The following is a 19,692-nucleotide window of genomic DNA, read 5'->3' as shown; positions in this document are numbered from 1 at the left end:
GCTGCCAGGACAACAATCACATCGGGATCCCGCCAAGGAACCCGTGGAAGGCCGAATTGATGATAAGCTCAAACCCCGTGGTGCAGCGATCAAACTCTCGTGTAAATTCCCGGTTTCCGGGCTCGTCCAAGACGACCAAACACATCTTCGTCACCGGTGGTGTAGCGTCCTCGCTCGGTAAGGGACTGACGGCTTCGAGCCTCGGCCACCTCCTGCGGGCACGCGGTCTGTCTGTAACAATGCAAAAGCTCGATCCTTATCTGAACGTGGATCCGGGCACGATGAACCCCTTCCAGCACGGCGAAGTCTTCGTCACTGACGACGGCGCCGAGACGGACCTGGACATCGGCCACTATGAGCGCTTCCTCGATGAAAACCTCGAAGGATCGGCCAACGTCACAACCGGCCAGGTCTACTCGACCGTCATCGCGAAGGAACGCCGCGGCGAATACCTCGGCGACACCGTCCAGGTCATCCCGCACATCACCGATGAGATCAAGCGGCGCATGCGGCTTCCCGCCGAGGGCAAGAACGCCCCCGACGTCATCATCACCGAAATCGGCGGCACGGTGGGCGACATCGAGTCCCAGCCGTTCCTCGAATCCGCCCGCCAGGTCCGCCAGGACATCGGCCGCGGAAATGTGTTCTTCCTCCACGTGTCCCTCGTGCCGTACATCGGCCCGTCGCAGGAGCTGAAGACCAAGCCGACGCAGCACTCCGTTGCCGCGCTGCGCTCCATCGGCATCCAGCCCGAGGCAATCGTGATCCGGTCCGACCGCGAAGTCCCGCAGCCGATGCGCGACAAGATCGGCCGCATGTGCGACGTCGACATCGACGCCGTGATCGGCTGCCCGGACGCACCGAGCATCTACGACATCCCGAAGACCCTGCACTCCCAGGGCCTGGATTCGTATATCGTCCGCGCCCTGGACCTGCCGTTCAAGGATGTGGACTGGACCAGCTGGGACAAGCTGCTCGACGCCGTCCACAACCCGAAGCACGAAGTTGAAATCGCGCTCGTGGGCAAGTACATCGACCTGCCGGACGCCTACCTGTCCGTCACGGAGGCCCTGCGCGCCGGCGGCTTCGCCAACGACACCAAGGTCAAGATCCGCTGGGTCCCCTCGGACGAATGCGAAACCCGCGAGGGTGCCGTGCAGTCCCTGGCCGGCGTCGACGCCATCTGCGTTCCGGGCGGCTTCGGCATCCGCGGCCTGGAAGGCAAACTCGGCGCCCTGAAGTACGCCCGCGAAACCAAGCTCCCGGTCCTGGGCCTGTGCCTGGGCCTGCAGTGCATGGTGATCGAGTACGCCCGCAACGTAGTCGGCCTCGAGGGAGCGTCCTCGTCCGAGTTCGAGCCGGACTCCAAGTACCCCGTCATCGCCACGATGGAAGAGCAGCTGGACATCGTTGACGGCAAGGGCGACCTCGGCGGCACCATGCGCCTGGGCCTGTACGAGGCCAAGCTCGACGAAGGCTCCGTCGTCGCCGAGACCTACGGCGCCACCAAGGTCAGCGAACGGCACCGCCACCGCTACGAGGTCAACAACAAGTACCGCGATCAGATCGCCGCCAAGGGCCTGTCGTTCTCCGGAACGTCGCCCGACGGCAAGCTGGTCGAGTTCGTGGAACTTCCCCGCGACGTCCACCCGTACTACGTGGCCACGCAGGCGCACCCCGAGCTCAGCTCGCGGCCCACGCGCCCGCACCCGCTGTTCGCGGGCCTGATTGAGGCTGCCCTTGGCCACCAGCGGGCCGGCGACGCCGCGCCCGCTGCCAGCAGCAGCCCGAGTGCAAAGGCCGATGCCCCGGCACCTGCGCCCAAGCCCTCGTCGGCAGCAGTGTCCAAGTAATTTCCAACTGAATCAAAGGACGGCGCGATGCCCGGTATGTCTGAGACCCCCAATGCTGCACGGCAGGTTTCGGATGAGCCGAGCCCGCGCCGTCTTTTGTCGTCCCGGAAGGTGTACGAGGGCAGGATCTGGGACGTCGTCAGCGACAGTTTCCAGCTCAACGACGACGGCGACACCCTGGTCCGGGACTATATCGACCATCCCGGCGCGGTGGCGGTTCTCCCGATGAACGACGACGGCGACGTGCTGCTGCTCCGGCAGTACCGGCACCCGGTCGGCATGGATCTCTGGGAGATCCCGGCCGGGCTGCTGGACGTCGAAGGGGAGGACTTCGTCGTCGGGGCCGCCCGCGAACTGGCCGAGGAAGCGGACCTCGTCGCGGACCGCTGGAACGTGCTGGCGGACTTCTTCAACTCCCCGGGCTCCTCCAGCGAGGCCATCCGCATCTACCTGGCCCGCGGCCTGAGTGAGGTGCCGGGACATGAGCGGCACGTCCGCACAGACGAGGAAGCCGAAATCGAACTGCGCTGGACCCCGCTGGACGAGGCCGTCCAGGCGGTCCTTGACGGCCGCCTCCACAACCCGTCCGCCGTCGTCGGCGTCCTGGCTGCTGCCGCCGCCCGCGCGGGCAACTTCGAAAGCCTCCGCCCGGCCGACGCGCCCTGGCCCGCCCATCCCAGCCAGCGCTAGTGGAACCGCTGATCGCCGAACCGCCGGCCCCGGCGCAACGTCCGGCCCCGGCGCAGCCAGCCGCTCCTGAGCGCCCGCCCGCCAGGGCGTTGACGGCGATCGACCGCGCAATCACTGACTACCTGCAGCACATGGGCGTGGAGCGGGGCCTCGCGGCCAACACCCTCTCCGCCTACCGGCGGGACCTGGCCCGCTACGCCAGGCATCTGGCCCACGCGGGCCGGGAACGCCCCGCGGAGATCACCCGGCACGACGTCACAGCCTTCGTTCAGGCGCTCTCCGACGGGTCCGACGGCGGCTCGGCCCTGGGCATCCGCTCGGCGGCCCGGACGGTGGTGGCTGTGCGCGGGCTCCACAAGTTCTGGGCCCTCGAAGGCATCACGTCCACCGACCCGGCCAGCGACGTCCACCCGCCCATGCCCGGCAAGCGGCTGCCCAAGGCCATCAGCGTCGACGAGGTCACCCGGATCCTCGAGGCGGCCGGCACGGACACGGCAACCGGCCTGCGCGACCGCGCGCTGCTCGAATTCCTCTATTCCACCGGTGCCCGCATCAGCGAAGCCGTGGGCCTGGACGTTGACGACATTTCCCTGCATACCTCCGGCGGGTCCGATGCCGGCGACGGGCCCGCGATCGTCAGGCTCTTCGGCAAGGGCTCCAAGGAACGCCTCGTCCCGCTCGGATCCTATGGGGCACGAGCCCTGGACGCCTACCTCGTCCGCGGCCGGCCCCTGCTGGCCGCCAAGGGCAAGGGCACCCCTGCCCTGTTCCTCAACGCCCGCGGCGGCAGGATCAGCCGGCAAAGCGCCTGGACCATTCTGAAGGCGGCGGCGGACAAGGCCCACATCACCAAGGACGTTTCGCCGCACACTCTGCGGCACTCCTTCGCCACCCACCTGCTGGAGGGCGGCGCTGACGTCCGGGTGGTGCAGGAACTGCTGGGGCACGCTTCGGTGACCACCACGCAGGTCTACACCCAGGTGACGGCCGATACGCTGCGGGAGATCTACGCCGCCGCGCACCCGCGCGCCCTGGGCTAAGGCACAGTCCGCCGGGTCCCCGCACCGCGCCGGTTCCGGCAAACTTTTTTGCGGCCCTGTGTAAGAAAATGCCGTTCACTGGACACTTACACATCAAGAAGAAGTCATCGATGTCCGGGGGAACCACCATGTTGGCTGCCAAAGAGCAAGCGTTCATTGATCTGCACACCCAGCACTCCGCGCGGGTCTATCGCTACATTGCCTGCCGTATCAGTGACGGACACCGCGCCGAGGAACTGGCCGCGGACGTCTTCAGAATTGCCTGGGAGAAGGAGCTGGCGGAACCGCCCGGCATTGGCTGGCTGTTGGCAACGGCCCGGAATGTGGTCGGCAATGAGTATAAGGGCCGCCGTCGCCGCCAGGAACTAGTCGAAAGGCTGAAAGACGATGTCCGCAGCCAAGCCCCCGAGTCAAACGATGAAGAACGAGCCGCAGTGGCAGAGGTGCTGGTGCAGCTCAGGGAGCGGGACCGCGAAGTCCTCATGCTCTCCTACTGGGACGAGCTGACCATCGCTGAACTGGCGCAGACGCTGCGATGTTCTTCATCCGCCGCTGCGGTTCGCCTCCACCGGGCACGCCGGGCGTTCGCGAAAGCTGCCCCCTCACATCTCATGACCGAACGGAAGGACTAGCCATGGACCGCATCGAACAGCTCATGAGGGATGCAAAACCTCGGGTGGGAGCGCCGGGAGCAGAGTCCGGAAGCGACCCTGCCCGCTCAATCGTATTTTCCACGGATCCGAATGTCGTCCTTTTGACAGGGCGCACTCCGGCACGACGCAATGCCGTGCGGGCTGCGGCCGCGACTGTACTGGCCGCTGCAGCCATCGTTGGCGCGGTGGTTGTCGGCGGCAATCTGATGCCGACAGCACCCGGGCCAGCCCAGACGGGCATCCCGGCCCCGACTGTCTCAGCCATCCCATCGCCGTCGTCCCCAACCCCGTCCACTGCCGCCCCCACGAAAGCGAGTCCTGCCGCTTTGAGCACCGGCGGGGTCGCATGCACCCCGGCCAACATTGACCAGCAGCGCAATGACCAGCAGCGCGCGATCATCCCGATTGCCCCCGCCGAACAGGGCTACTACACGGTGCTGGGCTGCGCCGGCGGATGGCTCGCCTACTCCATTTCCGGTGACGGGATCCGGGCACTCCAGCTCGATGGCGGCAACGCCTGGTTCAAGATCGCCAAACTGCAGAACGGCCGATTCCTCTGCGATGTCCGGCAGGAGTGGTCCAGCGTCTTCAACTGGGAGTTCCAAGCCACGAACAACCAGGGCCTCACGCCGCAGCAGGCCATGGACAAAGAATTCGCGGATAAGGGGATACCAGTTGAACTGAGGCCGGAGCTTGTCGGCGACGGCCCGGCCGCGGGATAGCGCCGGCAGCCTGCGGCAGCTATAGGGTTGAGCACATGAAGCTCACGCCAGTCACTCTCTGCTTCCCGCTCCGTGATGCGGAGAGCGGCACGGAGGTGCTGCTGGGCATGAAAAGGACCGGCTTTGGCATCGGCAAAATCGTGGGAATCGGCGGCCACGTGGAGCCGGGGGAGAGCGACGCCGAGGCCGTGGTCCGCGAGGTCTGGGAAGAAGCCGGGATCATAGTGCTCCAAGAGGACCTGGCCCACGCCGGCGTTGTCGAGTTCATCTTTCCGGCCCGGCCTGACTGGAACATGTCGTGCCGGCTCTTCACCACCCGGCGGTGGCACGGCGAACCCGCCGAGAGCCCGGAAATCACGCCCGAATGGTTCGACTCCGCGGCGCTGCCGCTGGAGCGGATGTGGCAGGATGCGGGGCACTGGCTGCCTCCGGCGCTGGCAGGCGAAACGATCGACGTCGTCGTGGTCCTCAACGAGGACAACGAGACTGTCGCGTCGGTCCGGATCCCGCGACGCTGAAGTCCGCGGCAACCGCGCCGCAGAATTACGCGACTCGAAATCGGGGTGCCGGGGAATGCCGCGGCTTGGCCGGTAGCCTAGGGTTCGAACATTGCGCCGAGATGAGCCACGCACTTGCGTCCCACACTGGCCAGCGGCACACGGAATATTTTGGGGGCACGGCATGAACTCGAACAATCATGACCTTCCGGTTGGGGATCGTAGGGACGGCGAGCCGTCCCGGGGCACCGGGGCACGCCGGCGCTGGCCGTGGGCGGCCGCCGTCGTTGCCCTCGCCGTGGCGGCCGTCGCCGGTGGCGTCGCGGTGGCTGGAACCATGCGGTCCGCGGACCCGGCCCCCGTGGCGGCCTCGACGGCCGCAACGACGGCACCGACACCGTTCGCTGCCCTCACGACGACGACGACGACGCCGCCGTCGTCGATCGGTGCGACGCCGGCGCCCTCGGCGCCCTCGGCGCCCTCGTCGTCCGCAACGTCCGATCCGGCAACCGCGGCACCTTCTGCCGGGGCCTGGCGGACCTTCACCAGCGCCGATTCAAAGGTCAGTTTCGACTACCCGGCCTCCTGGCGTGTCTCCGATGCCGCCAGGGGTTCCGGTGGGGTTGATGTTGACGTCGCGAATGAGGCCGCTGTGGTGGTGGCGTCCCTGCACGTCGGACCGTCGGGTGGACTCGGCGGCGCGTGCCAGGGCGCCGTTCCCTTCACGGTGCTCGATTCGGTCGAAGTGAATCTCCCGCACCAGCCCGCTAAGGGTTCGGTCACGCCGAGGTTTGCCTTTCGGGCACTCCAGGGACCGGACCGCGTTACGGCATCTTTCGGACTAACCGATACCCCGGCCGGGCAGAACGGCACCACTTGCATGTTCTACAACGTCGTCACCGGGCCGCCCGAGTGGCCGCTGTTCTCGTTCGCCGACGCTTTCGAAGTTCGGCCTGGGGACACGGAGGACGATCCCATGCGCAAGGGAGCCAAGACGTTCCCCTCGTTGGACGCAGCCCGGGCGTACATGCAGACCCCGGAGTACCTGAACGCGAAGCGCATGCTCACCTCGCTGAAGATCCACGAGGCCTAGCAGGTTCCGCCCAGACAGCAGACAGCAGACAGCAAACAGCACGGGCCGGCCACCTACGAATAGGTGGCCGGTCCGTGCCGGCTGTCCGGTCCCGCGCGTCCCGCAGGAAGCCCTGCTACGCCAGGTGCCGTTCCTCGACGCCGTTGTACTCGCTCAGGGGGCGGATCAGGGAGTTCGAATCCAGCTGCTCCATGATGTGCGCCGTCCAGCCCGTGATGCGGCTGGCGACGAACAGCGGAGTGAACGTGGCCGTGTCGAAGCCCATGAGGTGGTACGTGGGTCCAGTCGGATAGTCGAGGTTCGGCTTGATCCCCTTCGCCTCGTCCATCGCCGTCTCGAGCCCGTTGTAGAGGCCCAGCAGCTCCGGCCGGCCATAGTGCGCAATCATCTTGTCCAGCGCCGACTTCATGGTGGGCACCCGGGAGTCGCCATGCTTGTAGACGCGGTGGCCGAAGCCCATGACCTTCTTCTTGTGGGCCAGGGCGTCCTCCATCCAGGCCTTGGCCCGGACGTGGGCGTCCTCCAGGGACTCCTCGGGCCGGATGCCGATCTCGTCAAAGGTGTGCATGACGGCCTCGTTGGCACCGCCGTGCAGCGAACCCTTGAGGGCCCCGATGGCGCCGGTCACGGCAGAGTGCAGGTCCGAGAGCGTGGAGGTGATGACCCGGGCCGTGAAGGTCGAGGCATTGAAGGAGTGCTCGGCGTACAAAATCATGGAGACATTGAACGCGTCGACTACTTCGGGGACGGGTTCCTCACCAAACGTCATCCAGAGGAAGTTGGCGTCGTAGCCCAGATCCTCGCGGGGTTCCACCACGTCCTGGCCGTGCCGGCGCCGCTGGTCGTAGGCCACCACTGCAGGCATCGCGGCGAACAGATCGATGGCCTTGGCCAGGTTGGCTTCGCGCGAGGCGTCCTCGGCGAGGGGGTGCCGGGCCCCCAACACCGACGTGGCAGTCCGGCAGACATCCATGGGGTGCGCAGTGGTGGGCAGCGCGTCAATCACCTGTTTGACGACCGGATCCAGGGCACGTCCGGCGCGTTCCCGGGCGGTGAACTCTGCCAGCTGCTCCGCATCGGGCAGCTCGCCGTTCCAGAGCAGGTACGCGACTTCCTCGAAGCTGCACTTGGCAGCCAGTTCCTGGACGGGGTAGCCGCGGTACAGCAGCGAGTTCGTGTCCGGGTTGACCTTGGAAACCGCGGTGTAGTCCACCACGACGCCGGCGAGGCCCTTCTTAATGTCCTGTTCAGCCATGCTGAAACTCCTTTGTTCCTAACGCCTGTATACCGGCACGTGCCGGAGGTTCTATGCGGGGCTTACTTACCGGGGATCTGGAAATTAAAGACTCCGGTATCAAAACGGTTGTAAGCCTCGTAATCAACGAGATCGTACAAACGCGCACGGGTCAGCATGCTTCCAACCTGTGCCTCCTGGGTTCCGTCGGCCTTAATCGATTCCAGAGTACGCTCCGCAGCGCCCATGGCACTACGGAGCAGCGTCACCGGATAAATGACCATATTGACGCCGACGCCGGCCAGCTCCTCCACGGTGAACAAGGCACTCTGGCCGAATTCGGTCATGTTGGCCAGGATCGGGACATCAACGGCATCGCGGATGGCCTGGAATTCGGCCAGGTCCTTCATCGCCTCCGGGAAGATCGCGTCCGCACCGGCCTCCACTAGCGCTTTGGCGCGCTCCTGGGCGGCCTCGAGCCCGTCCGTGGCGCGGATGTCGGTCCGGGCCATGATCAGGAAGTTCGGGTCGCGGCGGGCATCGGCCGCGGCCCGGATCCGCTTGGTGGCGGTCTCCAGATCCACGACGTTCTTCCCGTCGAGGTGGCCGCAGCGCTTGGGGTTGAACTGGTCCTCGATGTGGCAGCCGGCCAGGCCGGCGTTCTCGAGCTCCTGGACCGACCGGGCCACGTTCATGGGCTCACCGAAGCCGGTGTCGGCGTCGACGATCGCCGGCAGGTCCGTCATCCGGGCGATCTGCCCGGCGCGGGTGGCCACCTCCGTGAGCGTGGTCAGCCCGATGTCCGGCAGGCCCAGGTCATTGGCGAGGACGGCGCCGGAAATGTACACCCCGGCGAAGCCCTTCTCCTCGATCAGCCGCGCCGAGAGCGGGTTGAACGCGCCGGGGAACTGGGCGATGGTGCCGGAGGCGAGGATTTCGCGGAACCGGATCCGCTTCTGCTCCGGTGTGACCTTCGAATACAACATTAGAAGAGTCCCTTCGGGGCGCCGGCGAGGTCGATCACGCCGTCGGCGGCCTGGATGTTCAGCTGGTCCAGCTCGCCGGCGGCGAGCTCGGGGAGCCGGGCGGCGGCGGCGAGGAAGCGCTCGATCTCCTCATCGGCCACCAGGCCGGCGGCGAGGATGCGGAACTTGTTGACGTACTGCTCCCGGGCGAAGGGCCGGGCGCCCAGCGGGTGGGCATCGGCGACCGCGATGTCATCGGTGATGACCGTGCCGTCCTTGAGCGTGATCTCCACGGTGCCGCCGAAGGCCTTCTCGGCGATGTCCAGGGAGTGGTAGCGGCGGGTCCATTCCGGGTCCTCGACCGTGCTGACCTTGTGCCAGAGTTCCACGGTGTCGGGGCGGGCAGCGCGTTCCGGGGCGTAGGAGTCCACGTGGTGCCAGGTGCCGTCCTGCAGGGCGACGGTGAAAATGTACGGGATCGAGTGGTCCAGCGTCTCGCGGCTGGCCGTGGGATCATACTTCTGCGGGTCGTTGGCGCCGGAGCCGATCACGTAGTGGGTGTGGTGGCTGGTCTTGATCAGCACGGATTCGACGTTGGCCGGGTCCGTGACCTCGGGGTGTTCGCCGTTGAGCTTGCGGGCGAGGTCGATCCACGCCTGGGCCTGGTATTCGGCCGAGTGTTCCTTGGTGTACGTGTCCATGATGGCCCGCTTGGCCTCGCCGGCCTCCGGCAGCGGCACGGTGTAGGAGGCGTCCGGGCCGTCCAGCATCCAGGCGATCACGCCGTCTTCGCCCTCGTAGATCGGCACGGGGGAGGTCTGGCCGCGCATCGCACGGTCCGCGGATTCGACGGCCATCTTGCCGGCGAACGCGGGGGCGTGCGCCTTCCAGGTGGAGATTTCGCCCTTGCGGGACTGCCGGGTGGCGGTGGTGGTGTGCAGCGCCTGGCCGACCGACTGGAAGATGGTCTCGACGTCGAGGCCCAGCAGGGTGCCGATGCCGGCGGCGGCGGACGGGCCGAGGTGGGCCACGTGGTCGATCTTGTGCTTGTGCAGGCAGATGGCCTTGACCAGGTTGACCTGGATCTCGTAGCCGGTGGCGATGCCGCGGACCAGGTCCCGGCCGCTGGAACCTACGTGCTGGGCGACGGCCAGGACCGGGGGGATGTTGTCACCCGGGTGCGAGTAGTCCGCGGCCAGGAAGGTGTCGTGGTAGTCGAGTTCACGGACCGCGACGCCGTTGGCCCAGGCGGCCCATTCGGGGGAGACGCGTTCCTCGATGCCGAAGACCTTGGCGCCCTTGCCGCCGGTGCTGGGGCCGTGGGTGAGGGCCTGGGCCCGGGCCGCGACGATCGGGGCGCGGTTCAGCGACGCGACCGCCACCGAGGCGTTGTCGATGATCCGGTTGATCACCATGTCGGTGACCTCATCGGTGACCTCCACGGGATCCGCGGCGACCTTGGCGATCTTGTAGGCCAGTTGGTCCTCGCGGCCCAGGTTTTCCTCGCTCTTGTAAACGCGGACGTGGTGTTCCTTAACCATGGTGCTCCCTTTGCTGAGGTGTATGGGTGGCTTTGACGTGCGAAAGACTGCGGTGCAGGTGAAGCGTGGTGGCGGCCTCGGCCAGGCGCGGGTTGCCGGCGGCGATCGCCTCGGCGATGGCAGCGTGCTCGGCGGCCGCGGCAGTGAGCCGGGCGGCGTCATCGGCGGCCAGGCGGCGGACGCGCACGAGGTGGACGCGGAGGCTGCGCATGGCCTGGACGAGGTAGGCGTTGGAGATGGCGGCGTCGATGGCCGCGTCCAGCCGTCCGACCAGCCCGTAGTAGTCGTGCAGGGCCGGATCCTGTCCGCCGATCAGTTCCGGGGCCCGGAGCAGTTCGCGCCGCAACGCATCGAAGGTTGCGGGGTCGCCGCGCTCGGCCGCCAGGGCGGCGGCCCTGCCCTCGAGGGTTTCGCGCAGTTCGAACAGTTCGTCGATGTCGTCCAGGGAAATGTCGGTGACGACGACGCCGCGCCCGCCCGCCGTCGTCGTCAGCCCTTCGGCCGTGAGCCGGCTCAGGGCCTCCCGCAGCGGGGTGCGGGAGATGCCGAGGCGCGCCGACTGTTCCACCTCCGCGAGCACGGTTCCGGGCAGGAGGCGCCATTCGATGATGTCGTCGCGCAGGGCCGCATAGGCCTTGTCGCTGGCGCGCATCGTGCCTCCTTCGGTGGCGGCTCTGTCGGGGTGGAACATCATCAGTGTATACAAGCAACGGCCCTTTGCCCAGCAATTGCCGCATGCGACAAGGAAATAGCCGAGCTGTGTATACATGACCCTTGTATCGCCGGTACGCCCCGGCTTACCATGGCTGCATCACAACGTCGTGGACAGGATGTACGTCATGGTCACCAAGAGCTACCGGGCCGCCTACGAACGGAGCCTGGAACATCCCGCAGAATTCTGGCTGGACGCAGCGGAAGGGATCTCCTGGCAGACGCCCCCGCGGCGGGCCCTCGACGCGGGCCGGGCACCGCTCTACGACTGGTTTCCGGACGGGGTCCTGAACACGTCGTACAACGCCCTCGACCGGCACGTCGCCCAGGGCAGGGGTGAGCAGGACGCCCTGGTCTACGACTCCGCGATGTTGGGCATCCGGCAGAGTTATACCTATGCGGAACTGACGGACCTCGTGGCCCGGTTCGCCGGTGTCCTGCGCCGCAGCGGCGTCGGCAAGGGCGACCGCGTGGTGATTTACATGCCGATGATCCCCGAGGCCGTGATCGCGATGCTGGCCACCGCGCGGCTCGGCGCCGTGCACTCGGTCGTCTTCGGCGGGTTTGCCCCCAAGGAACTTGCCGCCCGCATCCGCGATGCAGCCCCCGCGGCGGTGGTGACGGCGTCCGGCGGCATCGAGCCGTCGCGCCGGATTGAGTACCTGCCCGCCGTCGCCGAGGCCCTCAGTATCGCCGGCGCCGCCGGAACCCCGGTGCTGGTCAAGGCCAGGGACGGCTTCGTCTCGACGGTGGCCTCCATGGCGGCCGAGCACCCCGGATGGCTCGACTGGGACACCGAGATGGCCTCCGCGGAGGCGGCCGCGCCGGTGGACGTCAAGGCGACGGACCCGCTGTACATCCTCTACACCTCGGGCACCACCGGCTCGCCCAAGGGCGTGGTGCGGGACAACGGCGGCCACGCCGTGGCCCTGAAATGGACCATGGAAAACCTCTACGACGTCGGCCCCGGCGACGTCATGTGGACCGCCAAGGATGTGGGCTGGGTGGTGGGCCACTCCTACATCGTCTATGGGCCGCTGCTGGCCGGCGCCACCACGGTGCTGTACGAAGGCAAGCCGGTGGGGACGCCCGACGCCGGCGCGTTCTGGCGGGTCATCCAGGACCACAAGGTCAACGTGCTGTTCACCGCGCCCACCGCGCTGCGGGCCATCCGCAAGGCCGACCCTGAGGGCCGGTTCCTGGACAAGTACGACATTGCCAGCCTGCGGACGCTGTTCGCGGCCGGCGAGCGGCTGGACACCGATACCTTCCACTGGGCCTCCCGGGTGCTCGGTGTTCCGGTGGTCGACCACTGGTGGCAGACGGAGACGGGCTGGGCCATCTGCGCCAACCCCCGCGGCCTCGGCGGACTGCCGATCAAGGCCGGGTCGCCGAGCGTCCCGATGCCCGGCTTCCGGCTCAACGTCGTCGACGGCGCGGGCGGGGACGTCGAGGCCGGCACGGAAGGCAACATCGTCCTGGGCCTGCCGCTGCCGCCTGGCACCCTGACCACGCTCTGGCGCAACGACGACCGCTACATCTCCTCCTACCTCCAGGCGTTTGAGGGCTACTACGCCACCGGTGACTCGGGCTACCGGGACGAGGACGGCTACGTCTTCGTCATGGGCCGCACGGATGACATCATCAACGTCGCCGGACACCGGCTCTCCACCGGCGCCATGGAACAGGTGATCGGCCAGCACCCGGCAGTTGCCGAATGCGCCGTGATCGGCCTCGCCGACCCGCTCAAGGGCCAGCGGCCCAGCGGCTACGTGGTCCTCAAGTCCGGGGTGGACGTGCCCGAGTACGTCCTGGTCAAGGACCTGATCGCCCTGGTCCGGCGCGACATCGGGGCCGTGGCGGACTTCAAGCACGTCACCGTGGTGGACGCCCTGCCGAAGACCCGTTCGGGAAAGATCCTGCGCAAGACCATGCGCCAGATCGCCGACGGCGAGACCTACGTGGTGCCCTCCACGATCGAGGACGCCGGCGTGATCGACGCGCTGCTCGACACCCTGCGCCCCGGCCCTGCGGAGTGACCGGAGCAGCCTTGTGGTCTAGTGATAGTCGCCGGCCCGTTCGCGGGCGATTTCCAACAGGGTGGAGTGGAAAGCCACCTCGGCCGGGGCATAGACCTTATCCTCCCGCTGAGCCAGCAGTATCCTCCGCAGCGGGGCAGCGGAACCCAGGCTCAGCACCTTCACGTCGGGATGCTGAAGTGCCACGGCGGTCTTGGGCACCATGGCCACGCCCATTCCAACGCTGACCATGGCCTGGGCCTCCTGGTAGTCGTTGGCCAGGAAGGCAATCTCCGGTTCGAATCCGGCGTCGTGAGCGGAACGCTGCAGCACCTCCACGACGGGGTGGGCCTCGGCGCGCACGATCCAGGACTCGTTGCGCAGGTCTTCCATGCGTACCTGCTCCCGGTCGGCGAGTGGATGGCTGCGGGCCACCAGGATAACGGTGCTCTCCCGGAAGACCTCGGTTACGCGGATGGAATCGTCCCGGAACGGATTCCAGGGGTAATCCCAGAGCAGGCACAGACCCGTGACCCCGGACTGCAGATCTGCGACGAGTTCATCGAAGCGGGCGCTGCGCAAAGAGAGGCTGATGGCCGGGTAGCGCTTTTTAAAGGTCCTGATGACGATGGGCAGGAAGGATCCGGCCAGGGTTGGGAATGTACCCACGGTCAGGGAACCGCGTCTGAGGCCGGCAATCTGGCCAAGGTCGGACCGGGCTGCCTGCATCTGCCAGACGATCTTGCGGGCGTGGCCGGCCAGAACCTGGCCGGCCTCGGTGGGCACCACCCCGCGGGAACGACGGGTGAGCAGAGGCTGCCCCACTTCCTGTTCGAGCTTGCGCAGCTGCTGGGAGACGGCCGAGGGCGTGAACATCATCAACTCGGCCGCGGCGGTGATCGAGCCCTGCTCCACCACCTCCAGCAGAAGCGCCAGCCGCCTTATGTCGAACAAATCCTGACCTTCGTCCTTAAGCAACGCTTCACCCTTCTTCGCCTTTGGTTCATTCCCTGCCGGGACGAGGCCTCCCTTGAGGACTTCGAGCACTATTCCTGGCAATGGACGCTTTGCAGCTGGGGAATAATCCTCCAGCGCTCTATGAGTTAAGCAATCCTACATCCCCCTGAAAAAATCCAACATTGTCTAAAATTGTGATCTGGCTCAATCTCTTTTCAGGTCCTCATTCAAGTCTGAGGCACGAGGAGAAGCGGGAAACACCATGAAGATCGAAGCCCAATGGATGCGCGGAGGCACCAGCAAGTGCTGGGTGTTCGAAGCGGAGCATCTTCAGGCGGCCGGCACCAGCCTCGATGTGCTGCTGCCGCGGCTGTTCGGCAGCCCGGACCCGCGCCAGATCGACGGCGTCGGCGGCGCCACCTCGACCACCAGCAAGGCCGTGATTCTGCACCGGCCCGTCAGCGGCGACGTCGACGTTGAGTACACCTTTGCCCAGGTGGGTGTCGAAGAGGCCGCGGTGGACTGGGGCAGCAACTGCGGGAACGGCTCGGCGGTGGTGGGTCTGTACGCCATCGAGAAGGGCTGGGTGCTCCCCAATGGAGACGTCACGCGGATCGTCACCCGCAACACCAACACCAACCAAATCATCGTCCAGCGCGTGGCCACCCCTGCCGGAGCCCTGGCCTCCGTTCCGGACGCCCGGATGCCAGGCGTACCCTTCCCCGGCTACGCTGTGAGGCTCGGCTTCCAGGACCCTGCCGGCAGGACCACCGGTGCGCTGCTGCCCACCGGAGCGGCCACTGACACCCTCACCGCCGGCGGAACCTGCTGGACCGTGTCGATGGTCGACGCCGGAGCGCCCGTGGTGATCGTCAACGCCGAAGAGCTGGGCCTGGACCCGGCCAGGTACGACAGCTGGCGCGCCGGAGTGGAGCTGCAGCTGGATACCCTGGAGCAGATCCGGCGGCAGGCGGCGGTGCGGATGGGGCTGGTCCGCACGACAGCCGAAGCGGCCCGGGCCATCCCCAAGCTCGCCATCGTCGCCGCGCCCGCCCAGGCCGGCCCGGACTGCAACGCCAACGTCATGATGCTCTCCATGGGCAAGCCCCACCCGGCCCTGGCCATCACCGGCAGCATCGCCCTGACCCTGGCCGCCCGCACCCCCGGCACCGTGCTGCACACCATCACGGGCGACTCCCTGGGGAGCACGCTCCGGCTCCGCACCCCCGCCGGGGTCATCGAGACCTGGAGCGAGGAGCACGACGGGACGCTCCTCGTAGGCGTCGACCGCACGGCCCGCACCATCGCCACAACCATCATCCATCTCCCCGAGGTCCCCGGCAGCGCCGTCGCTGCCTCCCTCGCGGGAGCCACCCGCTGAGGAGACCATCATGACCAAGACTGAGCACCGCGCCGCTGTCGCTGCGGACCAGACCCGGGACAACGATGCCCCGCGTCCAACCCGCCGCCGCCGAATGCTGCTGGCGGCGGCCGCCGGGTTCGCGTTCCTGGCTTTGATTGCGCTCGTGCTGGGGGGTGATATCTTCAACCCTTCGGCCACCCCGCAACCGGAGCACTCCATGACCGCTGTCCAAATCATCCCGCTCGTCATCCTCGTCATAATGTTCATCGTCGCCACGAAATGGCCGCTGAACATCGGCGTGATGGGGCTGGTTGCCTCCTTCGGCGTCGGCTATTTCATGCTCGGAATGACGGACAAGCAGATCCTCGAAGAGTTCCCCGCCAGCATCGTCGTGACGATCATCGGAGTCACCTATTTCTTCAGCATGGCCCAGCGGAACGGCACCATCGACATCATCGTCCAGACCTGCGTACGCCTCGTCAGGGGCAAGACGATGCTGCTGCCCTGGGTGTTCTTCCTGATCGCTGCTGCGCTCACGTCACTGGGCACCTTCTCGCCGGCCGCCGTCGCGCTGCTGGCACCGGCGGCCATCGGATTCGCCTACGAGTCCCGGATCCATCCCGTCTTGATGGGCGCATTCATCATCAACGGAGCCCACGCCGGCGGCTTTTCCCCGCTGTCCGTCGCCGGCGTGCTGGTGCACGACATCGCCCTGAAGAACGGATTTCCCATCTCCCAGGGCGCACTCTTCATCGCCAGCTTCGCCATCAATCTCATCCTCTCCGTGCTCACCATCGTCCTGTTCGCCCTCCTGGGCAGGCTGCGGGACGGCGAAGGCGGCCAGCATGCCGACGTCGACACAGCCCGCACCAGCCGCCCTCGCGGGCAGCAGATCCTCACGCTGGCACTGATCGCGGTGATGCTCGTGTGCACCCTGGGCTTCCACCTGCCGATCGGCTTTGTGGCACTCTCCGCCGGACTCCTGCTGGCGCTGGTCAACATCAAAGAACACCAAACGTTCATCGGCGGCGTCTCCTGGTCCACCGTCCTGCTGGTAGCCGGCATGATCACCTATGTCTCCCTGCTCCAGCATGTTGGTGTCATCGATACCCTCGCCGAGCAGGCTCTGGCACTGGGCGCACCGCTGCTGGTGGCCCTGGTCCTCTGTTATGTCATTGGCGTCGGCTCAGCCTTCGCCTCCTCCACGGCGTTGCTGACCGCGTTCATTCCCCTGGCCGGTCCGCTCCTGGCTACCAGTTCGCTGAGCGCCTCAGGAACGGTCGCGGCGCTGGCTATAGCTGCCACGGTGGTGGATGTCTCGCCCTTTTCCACCGACGGTGCGCTGGTCGTCGCCAACGCCCGCGACAATGACAGGCAGCGAGTCTACCGGCAGCTGATGGCCTATGCCGGGGGAGTGGTGCTCGTAGCCCCCGCCCTCGCCTGGGTCCTGCTGGTTCCCACCGGCATCATGTAACCGCACGGCCACCGGCGACGCGGCTACCGATAGCCGGGACGACCTCGCCGCCTTGAATGAAGTCTTTGGTTGCGGCGAGTAACCACGAAGAAGGCCCGGACACACAGAGTCCGCCGGCACCAGACCGCAGTGGGGCGGCGAATGATGATCACCCGGATCATCGCCTATTCGCAACGCGCGCCGCCCCACTGCCCTGACAATTCAACAGCGGCCGCATGGCACCAAGCATTCCCGATCATCCCCGCCGCAAGGAAACCGCCGGGACGGCATTTCGCGGCAGTGTTTCCCGGGATTACCGGCAAGTGAGTGACGGGAACGGGGGAGCGGCAGGCCTATGTCCTCGGCCGGTTCCAGCGGTATTCATTCTCCGGCCGGCCGGGGGCGCCGTAGCGGGCGGCGCGGGAGACCGTTCCGGCGTCGGCGAGGTATTCGAGGTAGCGCCGGGCGGTGACCCGGGACATCCCGAGCGCCTCCATGACCTCGCTGGCCGACACCGCCTCGGCCTGCTGCTTGATGTAGTCCTGGACGGATTCCAGCGTGGATACGGCCAGGCCCTTGGGCAGCGACAGCTCGGACGGGGCACGGAGGCTGGCGAAGGCCTGGTCCACATCGCTCTGGGACGCCCGGGCTCCGGCTTCCCCGGCCAGGGGTGCGGCCAGCTGCTCGCGGAACAGCCGGTAGCTGGCGAGCTTGTCCGCAAAGGTCGCGTAGGTGAACGGTTTGATCAGGTACTGGACCACGCCGATGGCCACCGCGCTGCGGACAATGTTCAGTTCCCGCACCGCGGTGATGGCGATGATGTCCGCGAACAGTCCGGCCGCCCGCATGCGGCGTGCGATGTCCAGCCCGTGCAGGTCCGGGAGGTTCATGTCCAGCAGGACCAGCTCCACCGGATTGCCTGCCGCGGCGAATTCGGTGAGCAGGCGCAGGGCGGACTGGCCGTCGGGCGCGGAGCCCGCCAGGGTGAAACCGTCCAGTCTTTCTATGTAGGCGGCGTGCGCTGCGGCAGCGATGGGCTCGTCCTCGACGACGAGCACCCGGATCTCGCTCATGGTTGTCCCTCGGTAGTGACCGGCAGCGTAGTGACCGGCGGTGATGTGACGGGCAGAGTGACGCGGAACAGCGCCCCGGCCGGGCTGGTGATTGTCATGGTACCGCCCAGCCGCTGCACCGCCTGGCGCACCAGGGCCAGTCCGAGGCCGCGTCCGAACGGTCCCGGGGCCTTGGTGCTGAAACCGTGCCGGAAGACGTCCTCCACGGCCGCGGGATCGATCCCGTGGCCGCTGTCCTCCACGGTAATCTCCAGGGCGGAGCCGGTGGTCTCGACGGTCAGCTCCACGAGCCTGGGTGCCGGCGCCTCGGCCGCGGCGTCGATGGCATTGTCCAGCAGGTTCCCCAGGATGGCCACGAGGTCCTGCACGGCCAGTCCGGTCACGGCCGTGGAACCGCTGGTATTGAGGGTCAGTTCTACACCGCGTTCGTGTGCTTCGGCCGCCTTGCCCATGATCAGGGCGCCGAGCACGGGTTCCTCGATGGAGCTCACAATGTCATCCGTGAGCCGCTGGCTCAGTTCCAGGTCCTTGGTGGCGAAGTCCAGCGCCTCGGGGCCCCGGCCCAGTTCCATGAGCGAGACGATGGTGTGGAGCCGGTTGGCGTGCTCATGGGTCTGGGCGCGGAGCGCGTCCGAGAGCGTGCGCATGGTCTCGAGTTCACTGCCCAGGGATTCGATCTCGGTACGGTCCCGGATGGTGGCGACCGTTCCATAAACAGGAGTGCCAGCGGCGGCAGCGCCGGACTTCGCTCCGCGCGGGCGGGCGCCGGCCGATTCGGGTCCCACCGCGGGGCCCTGGTTGACCACCAGGATCCGCGAGCCGGTCAGGTGGATCTCATCCAGGGCGGTCCGCCCCGATTCGAAGAGCTCCTTGAGGCTGGGGGCCAGCGGCAACTCCGCGAGGGAGGGCGCCGCCTGGCGCCCGCCCCCCGCAACGCCGCCGTCAGCGCCGGAGGTGGGACCGCCGTCGGCGGATTGTTTCCTCAGCCCGAGCAGTTCGGCGGCCTGGTCGTTGTACATCACCACTTTGCCCTTGGGGTCGATGAGGATCACGCCCTCACGCACCGAATGCAGCACCGATTCGTAGTAAGCGAAGAGCTGGCCCAGCTCTTCCGGGCCCCAGCCGCGGGTCACCCGGCGCAGATACCGTCCCAGGAGCCAGGCCGCCGCCGACCCGCCGGCCAGCAGCGCCAGGCTGATGGCCAGCAGCGCCGGCAGCCGGCCGGAGAGTGCGACGTCCACCGTCCGGACCGTCACGCCCGCGGCCACGAGCGCCCGTACCTTGCCGTGGGCATCCTTGACCGGGGCGATGGTGCGCACCGACGGGCCGAGGGTGCCGGCCATGACTTCCGTGAACACCTGGCCATGGAGGGCCGCGTCGATGGAGCCGATATACGGTTTGCCCAGTTCCTCATCGCGCGGGTGGGTCCAGCGCGTGCGGTCCGGGTCCATGATCGTGATGAAATCCGCGTCGGCGTCGTTCATGATCTTCAGGGCATACGGCTGCAGCAGGGCCGTGGGATCGGCTGTGTCCGCCGCCGCCAGGACGAAGGGGGCGTCGGCGACGGCCGTGGCGATGCCGGTCATCCGGCGTCCGGCCTCGTCGTAGGCGTGATCGCGCGCGTCCACGAACACGGCCGTGCCAACGATGGCCGTCAGGGCAACCACGAACAGCAGGTTGGCCGCAAACAGCCTGCGGGCGATGCTCCAGCGCCGGATCATCAACACCTTCCATGACCAATATGAACGCAAGGGTGATGCGCGTCACCTTCTCATCAATGATGAAGTTACACGCAAGAAGGACAAGAGCGGACCACAGCCAGGACCGCA

The 19,692-nt window shown here is 67.1% G+C and carries 17 protein-coding genes; 10 read left to right on the top strand and 7 right to left on the bottom strand.

Translation table 11 applies throughout. The features are described from left to right. Positions 1-59: 59 nt before the first annotated feature. The 7 genes from AC1DZV_RS07465 to AC1DZV_RS07435 all read left to right on the top strand — a co-directional run bounded on the left by AC1DZV_RS07465 (position 60) and on the right by AC1DZV_RS07435 (position 6,548). Positions 60-1,853, top strand: a complete 1,794-nt coding sequence (locus tag AC1DZV_RS07465) for a CTP synthase (RefSeq protein ID WP_043436300.1) — start codon at positions 60-62, stop codon at positions 1,851-1,853. 27 nt (positions 1,854-1,880) lie between these two features. After that, complete coding sequence (locus tag AC1DZV_RS07460) at positions 1,881-2,543, top strand: NUDIX domain-containing protein (RefSeq protein ID WP_476850379.1); 663 nt, start codon at positions 1,881-1,883, stop codon at positions 2,541-2,543. Positions 2,544-2,551: 8 nt separating this feature from the next. Further along, a complete protein-coding gene (xerD, locus tag AC1DZV_RS07455) occupies positions 2,552-3,583 on the top strand; it encodes a site-specific tyrosine recombinase XerD (RefSeq protein WP_476952149.1) in 1,032 nt (343 codons plus the stop codon). A gap of 68 nt (positions 3,584-3,651) precedes the next feature. Continuing rightward, complete coding sequence (locus tag AC1DZV_RS07450) at positions 3,652-4,215, top strand: RNA polymerase sigma factor (protein ID WP_476953342.1); 564 nt, start codon at positions 3,652-3,654, stop codon at positions 4,213-4,215. Between the two features lie 347 nt (positions 4,216-4,562). Continuing rightward, the gene (locus AC1DZV_RS07445; protein ID WP_476952138.1) at positions 4,563-4,958 is read left to right on the top strand and encodes a hypothetical protein; all 396 of its coding nucleotides are present in this window, start codon (positions 4,563-4,565) and stop codon (positions 4,956-4,958) included. Between the two features lie 35 nt (positions 4,959-4,993). After that, positions 4,994-5,476, top strand: coding sequence for an 8-oxo-dGTP diphosphatase (locus AC1DZV_RS07440; RefSeq protein WP_028277411.1), 483 nt, complete (start codon positions 4,994-4,996; stop codon positions 5,474-5,476). Between the two features lie 163 nt (positions 5,477-5,639). After that, a complete protein-coding gene (locus AC1DZV_RS07435) occupies positions 5,640-6,548 on the top strand; it encodes a hypothetical protein (RefSeq protein ID WP_476953341.1) in 909 nt (302 codons plus the stop codon). A 115-nt stretch (positions 6,549-6,663) separates the two neighbouring features. Here the strand turns inward: AC1DZV_RS07435 and AC1DZV_RS07430 are convergent, their stop codons facing one another. The 4 genes from AC1DZV_RS07430 to AC1DZV_RS07415 form a co-directional block, all read right to left on the bottom strand. After that, on the bottom strand, positions 6,664-7,803 hold the full coding sequence (locus AC1DZV_RS07430; RefSeq protein WP_476952136.1) for a bifunctional 2-methylcitrate synthase/citrate synthase: 1,140 nt from the start codon (positions 7,801-7,803) through the stop codon (positions 6,664-6,666). Positions 7,804-7,865: 62 nt separating this feature from the next. Beyond that, entirely contained in the window at positions 7,866-8,768 is a 903-nt protein-coding gene (gene prpB / locus AC1DZV_RS07425; RefSeq protein ID WP_028277409.1) for a methylisocitrate lyase, read from the bottom strand. Next, positions 8,768-10,288 (bottom strand): MmgE/PrpD family protein, encoded by a 1,521-nt coding sequence (locus tag AC1DZV_RS07420; RefSeq protein WP_476952135.1) that lies wholly within the window; start codon positions 10,286-10,288, stop codon positions 8,768-8,770. The genes prpB and AC1DZV_RS07420 overlap by 1 nt, the downstream gene beginning before the upstream one ends. Further along, the gene (locus AC1DZV_RS07415; protein WP_476952134.1) at positions 10,281-10,940 is read right to left on the bottom strand and encodes a GntR family transcriptional regulator; all 660 of its coding nucleotides are present in this window, start codon (positions 10,938-10,940) and stop codon (positions 10,281-10,283) included. Before AC1DZV_RS07415 ends, AC1DZV_RS07420 begins: the two co-directional genes overlap by 8 nt. A 187-nt stretch (positions 10,941-11,127) precedes the next feature. Here AC1DZV_RS07415 and AC1DZV_RS07410 point away from each other — a divergent pair, with 187 nt between their 5' ends. Beyond that, a complete protein-coding gene (locus tag AC1DZV_RS07410; protein ID WP_476953345.1) occupies positions 11,128-13,038 on the top strand; it encodes an AMP-binding protein in 1,911 nt (636 codons plus the stop codon). Between the two features lie 18 nt (positions 13,039-13,056). Here AC1DZV_RS07410 and AC1DZV_RS07405 read toward each other — a convergent pair whose 3' ends face one another. Beyond that, entirely contained in the window at positions 13,057-13,995 is a 939-nt protein-coding gene (locus tag AC1DZV_RS07405) for a LysR substrate-binding domain-containing protein (RefSeq protein ID WP_476953344.1), read from the bottom strand. Between the two features lie 241 nt (positions 13,996-14,236). On the opposite strand from AC1DZV_RS07405, the gene AC1DZV_RS07400 reads away from it, so the two are divergent. Together AC1DZV_RS07400 and AC1DZV_RS07395 are read left to right on the top strand one after the other, a co-directional pair. Next, positions 14,237-15,355, top strand: coding sequence for a PrpF domain-containing protein (locus AC1DZV_RS07400; protein WP_476952132.1), 1,119 nt, complete (start codon positions 14,237-14,239; stop codon positions 15,353-15,355). 10 nt (positions 15,356-15,365) lie between these two features. Next, entirely contained in the window at positions 15,366-16,811 is a 1,446-nt protein-coding gene (locus AC1DZV_RS07395) for an SLC13 family permease (protein ID WP_476953340.1), read from the top strand. A 332-nt stretch (positions 16,812-17,143) separates the two neighbouring features. On the opposite strand, the gene AC1DZV_RS07390 is transcribed toward AC1DZV_RS07395, so the two are convergent. Both AC1DZV_RS07390 and AC1DZV_RS07385 read right to left on the bottom strand, forming a co-directional pair. Then, positions 17,144-17,863, bottom strand: a complete 720-nt coding sequence (locus AC1DZV_RS07390) for a response regulator (protein WP_476952130.1) — start codon at positions 17,861-17,863, stop codon at positions 17,144-17,146. Next, entirely contained in the window at positions 17,860-19,584 is a 1,725-nt protein-coding gene (locus AC1DZV_RS07385) for a sensor histidine kinase (protein ID WP_476952129.1), read from the bottom strand. Before AC1DZV_RS07385 ends, AC1DZV_RS07390 begins: the two co-directional genes overlap by 4 nt. Between the last annotated feature and the right edge of the window lie 108 nt (positions 19,585-19,692).

The organism is Arthrobacter sp. P1_D12 (genome assembly GCF_056406175.1).
Note: the sequence above shows the minus strand (reverse complement) of the source record. Positions and strands in the feature narration are given on the sequence as shown.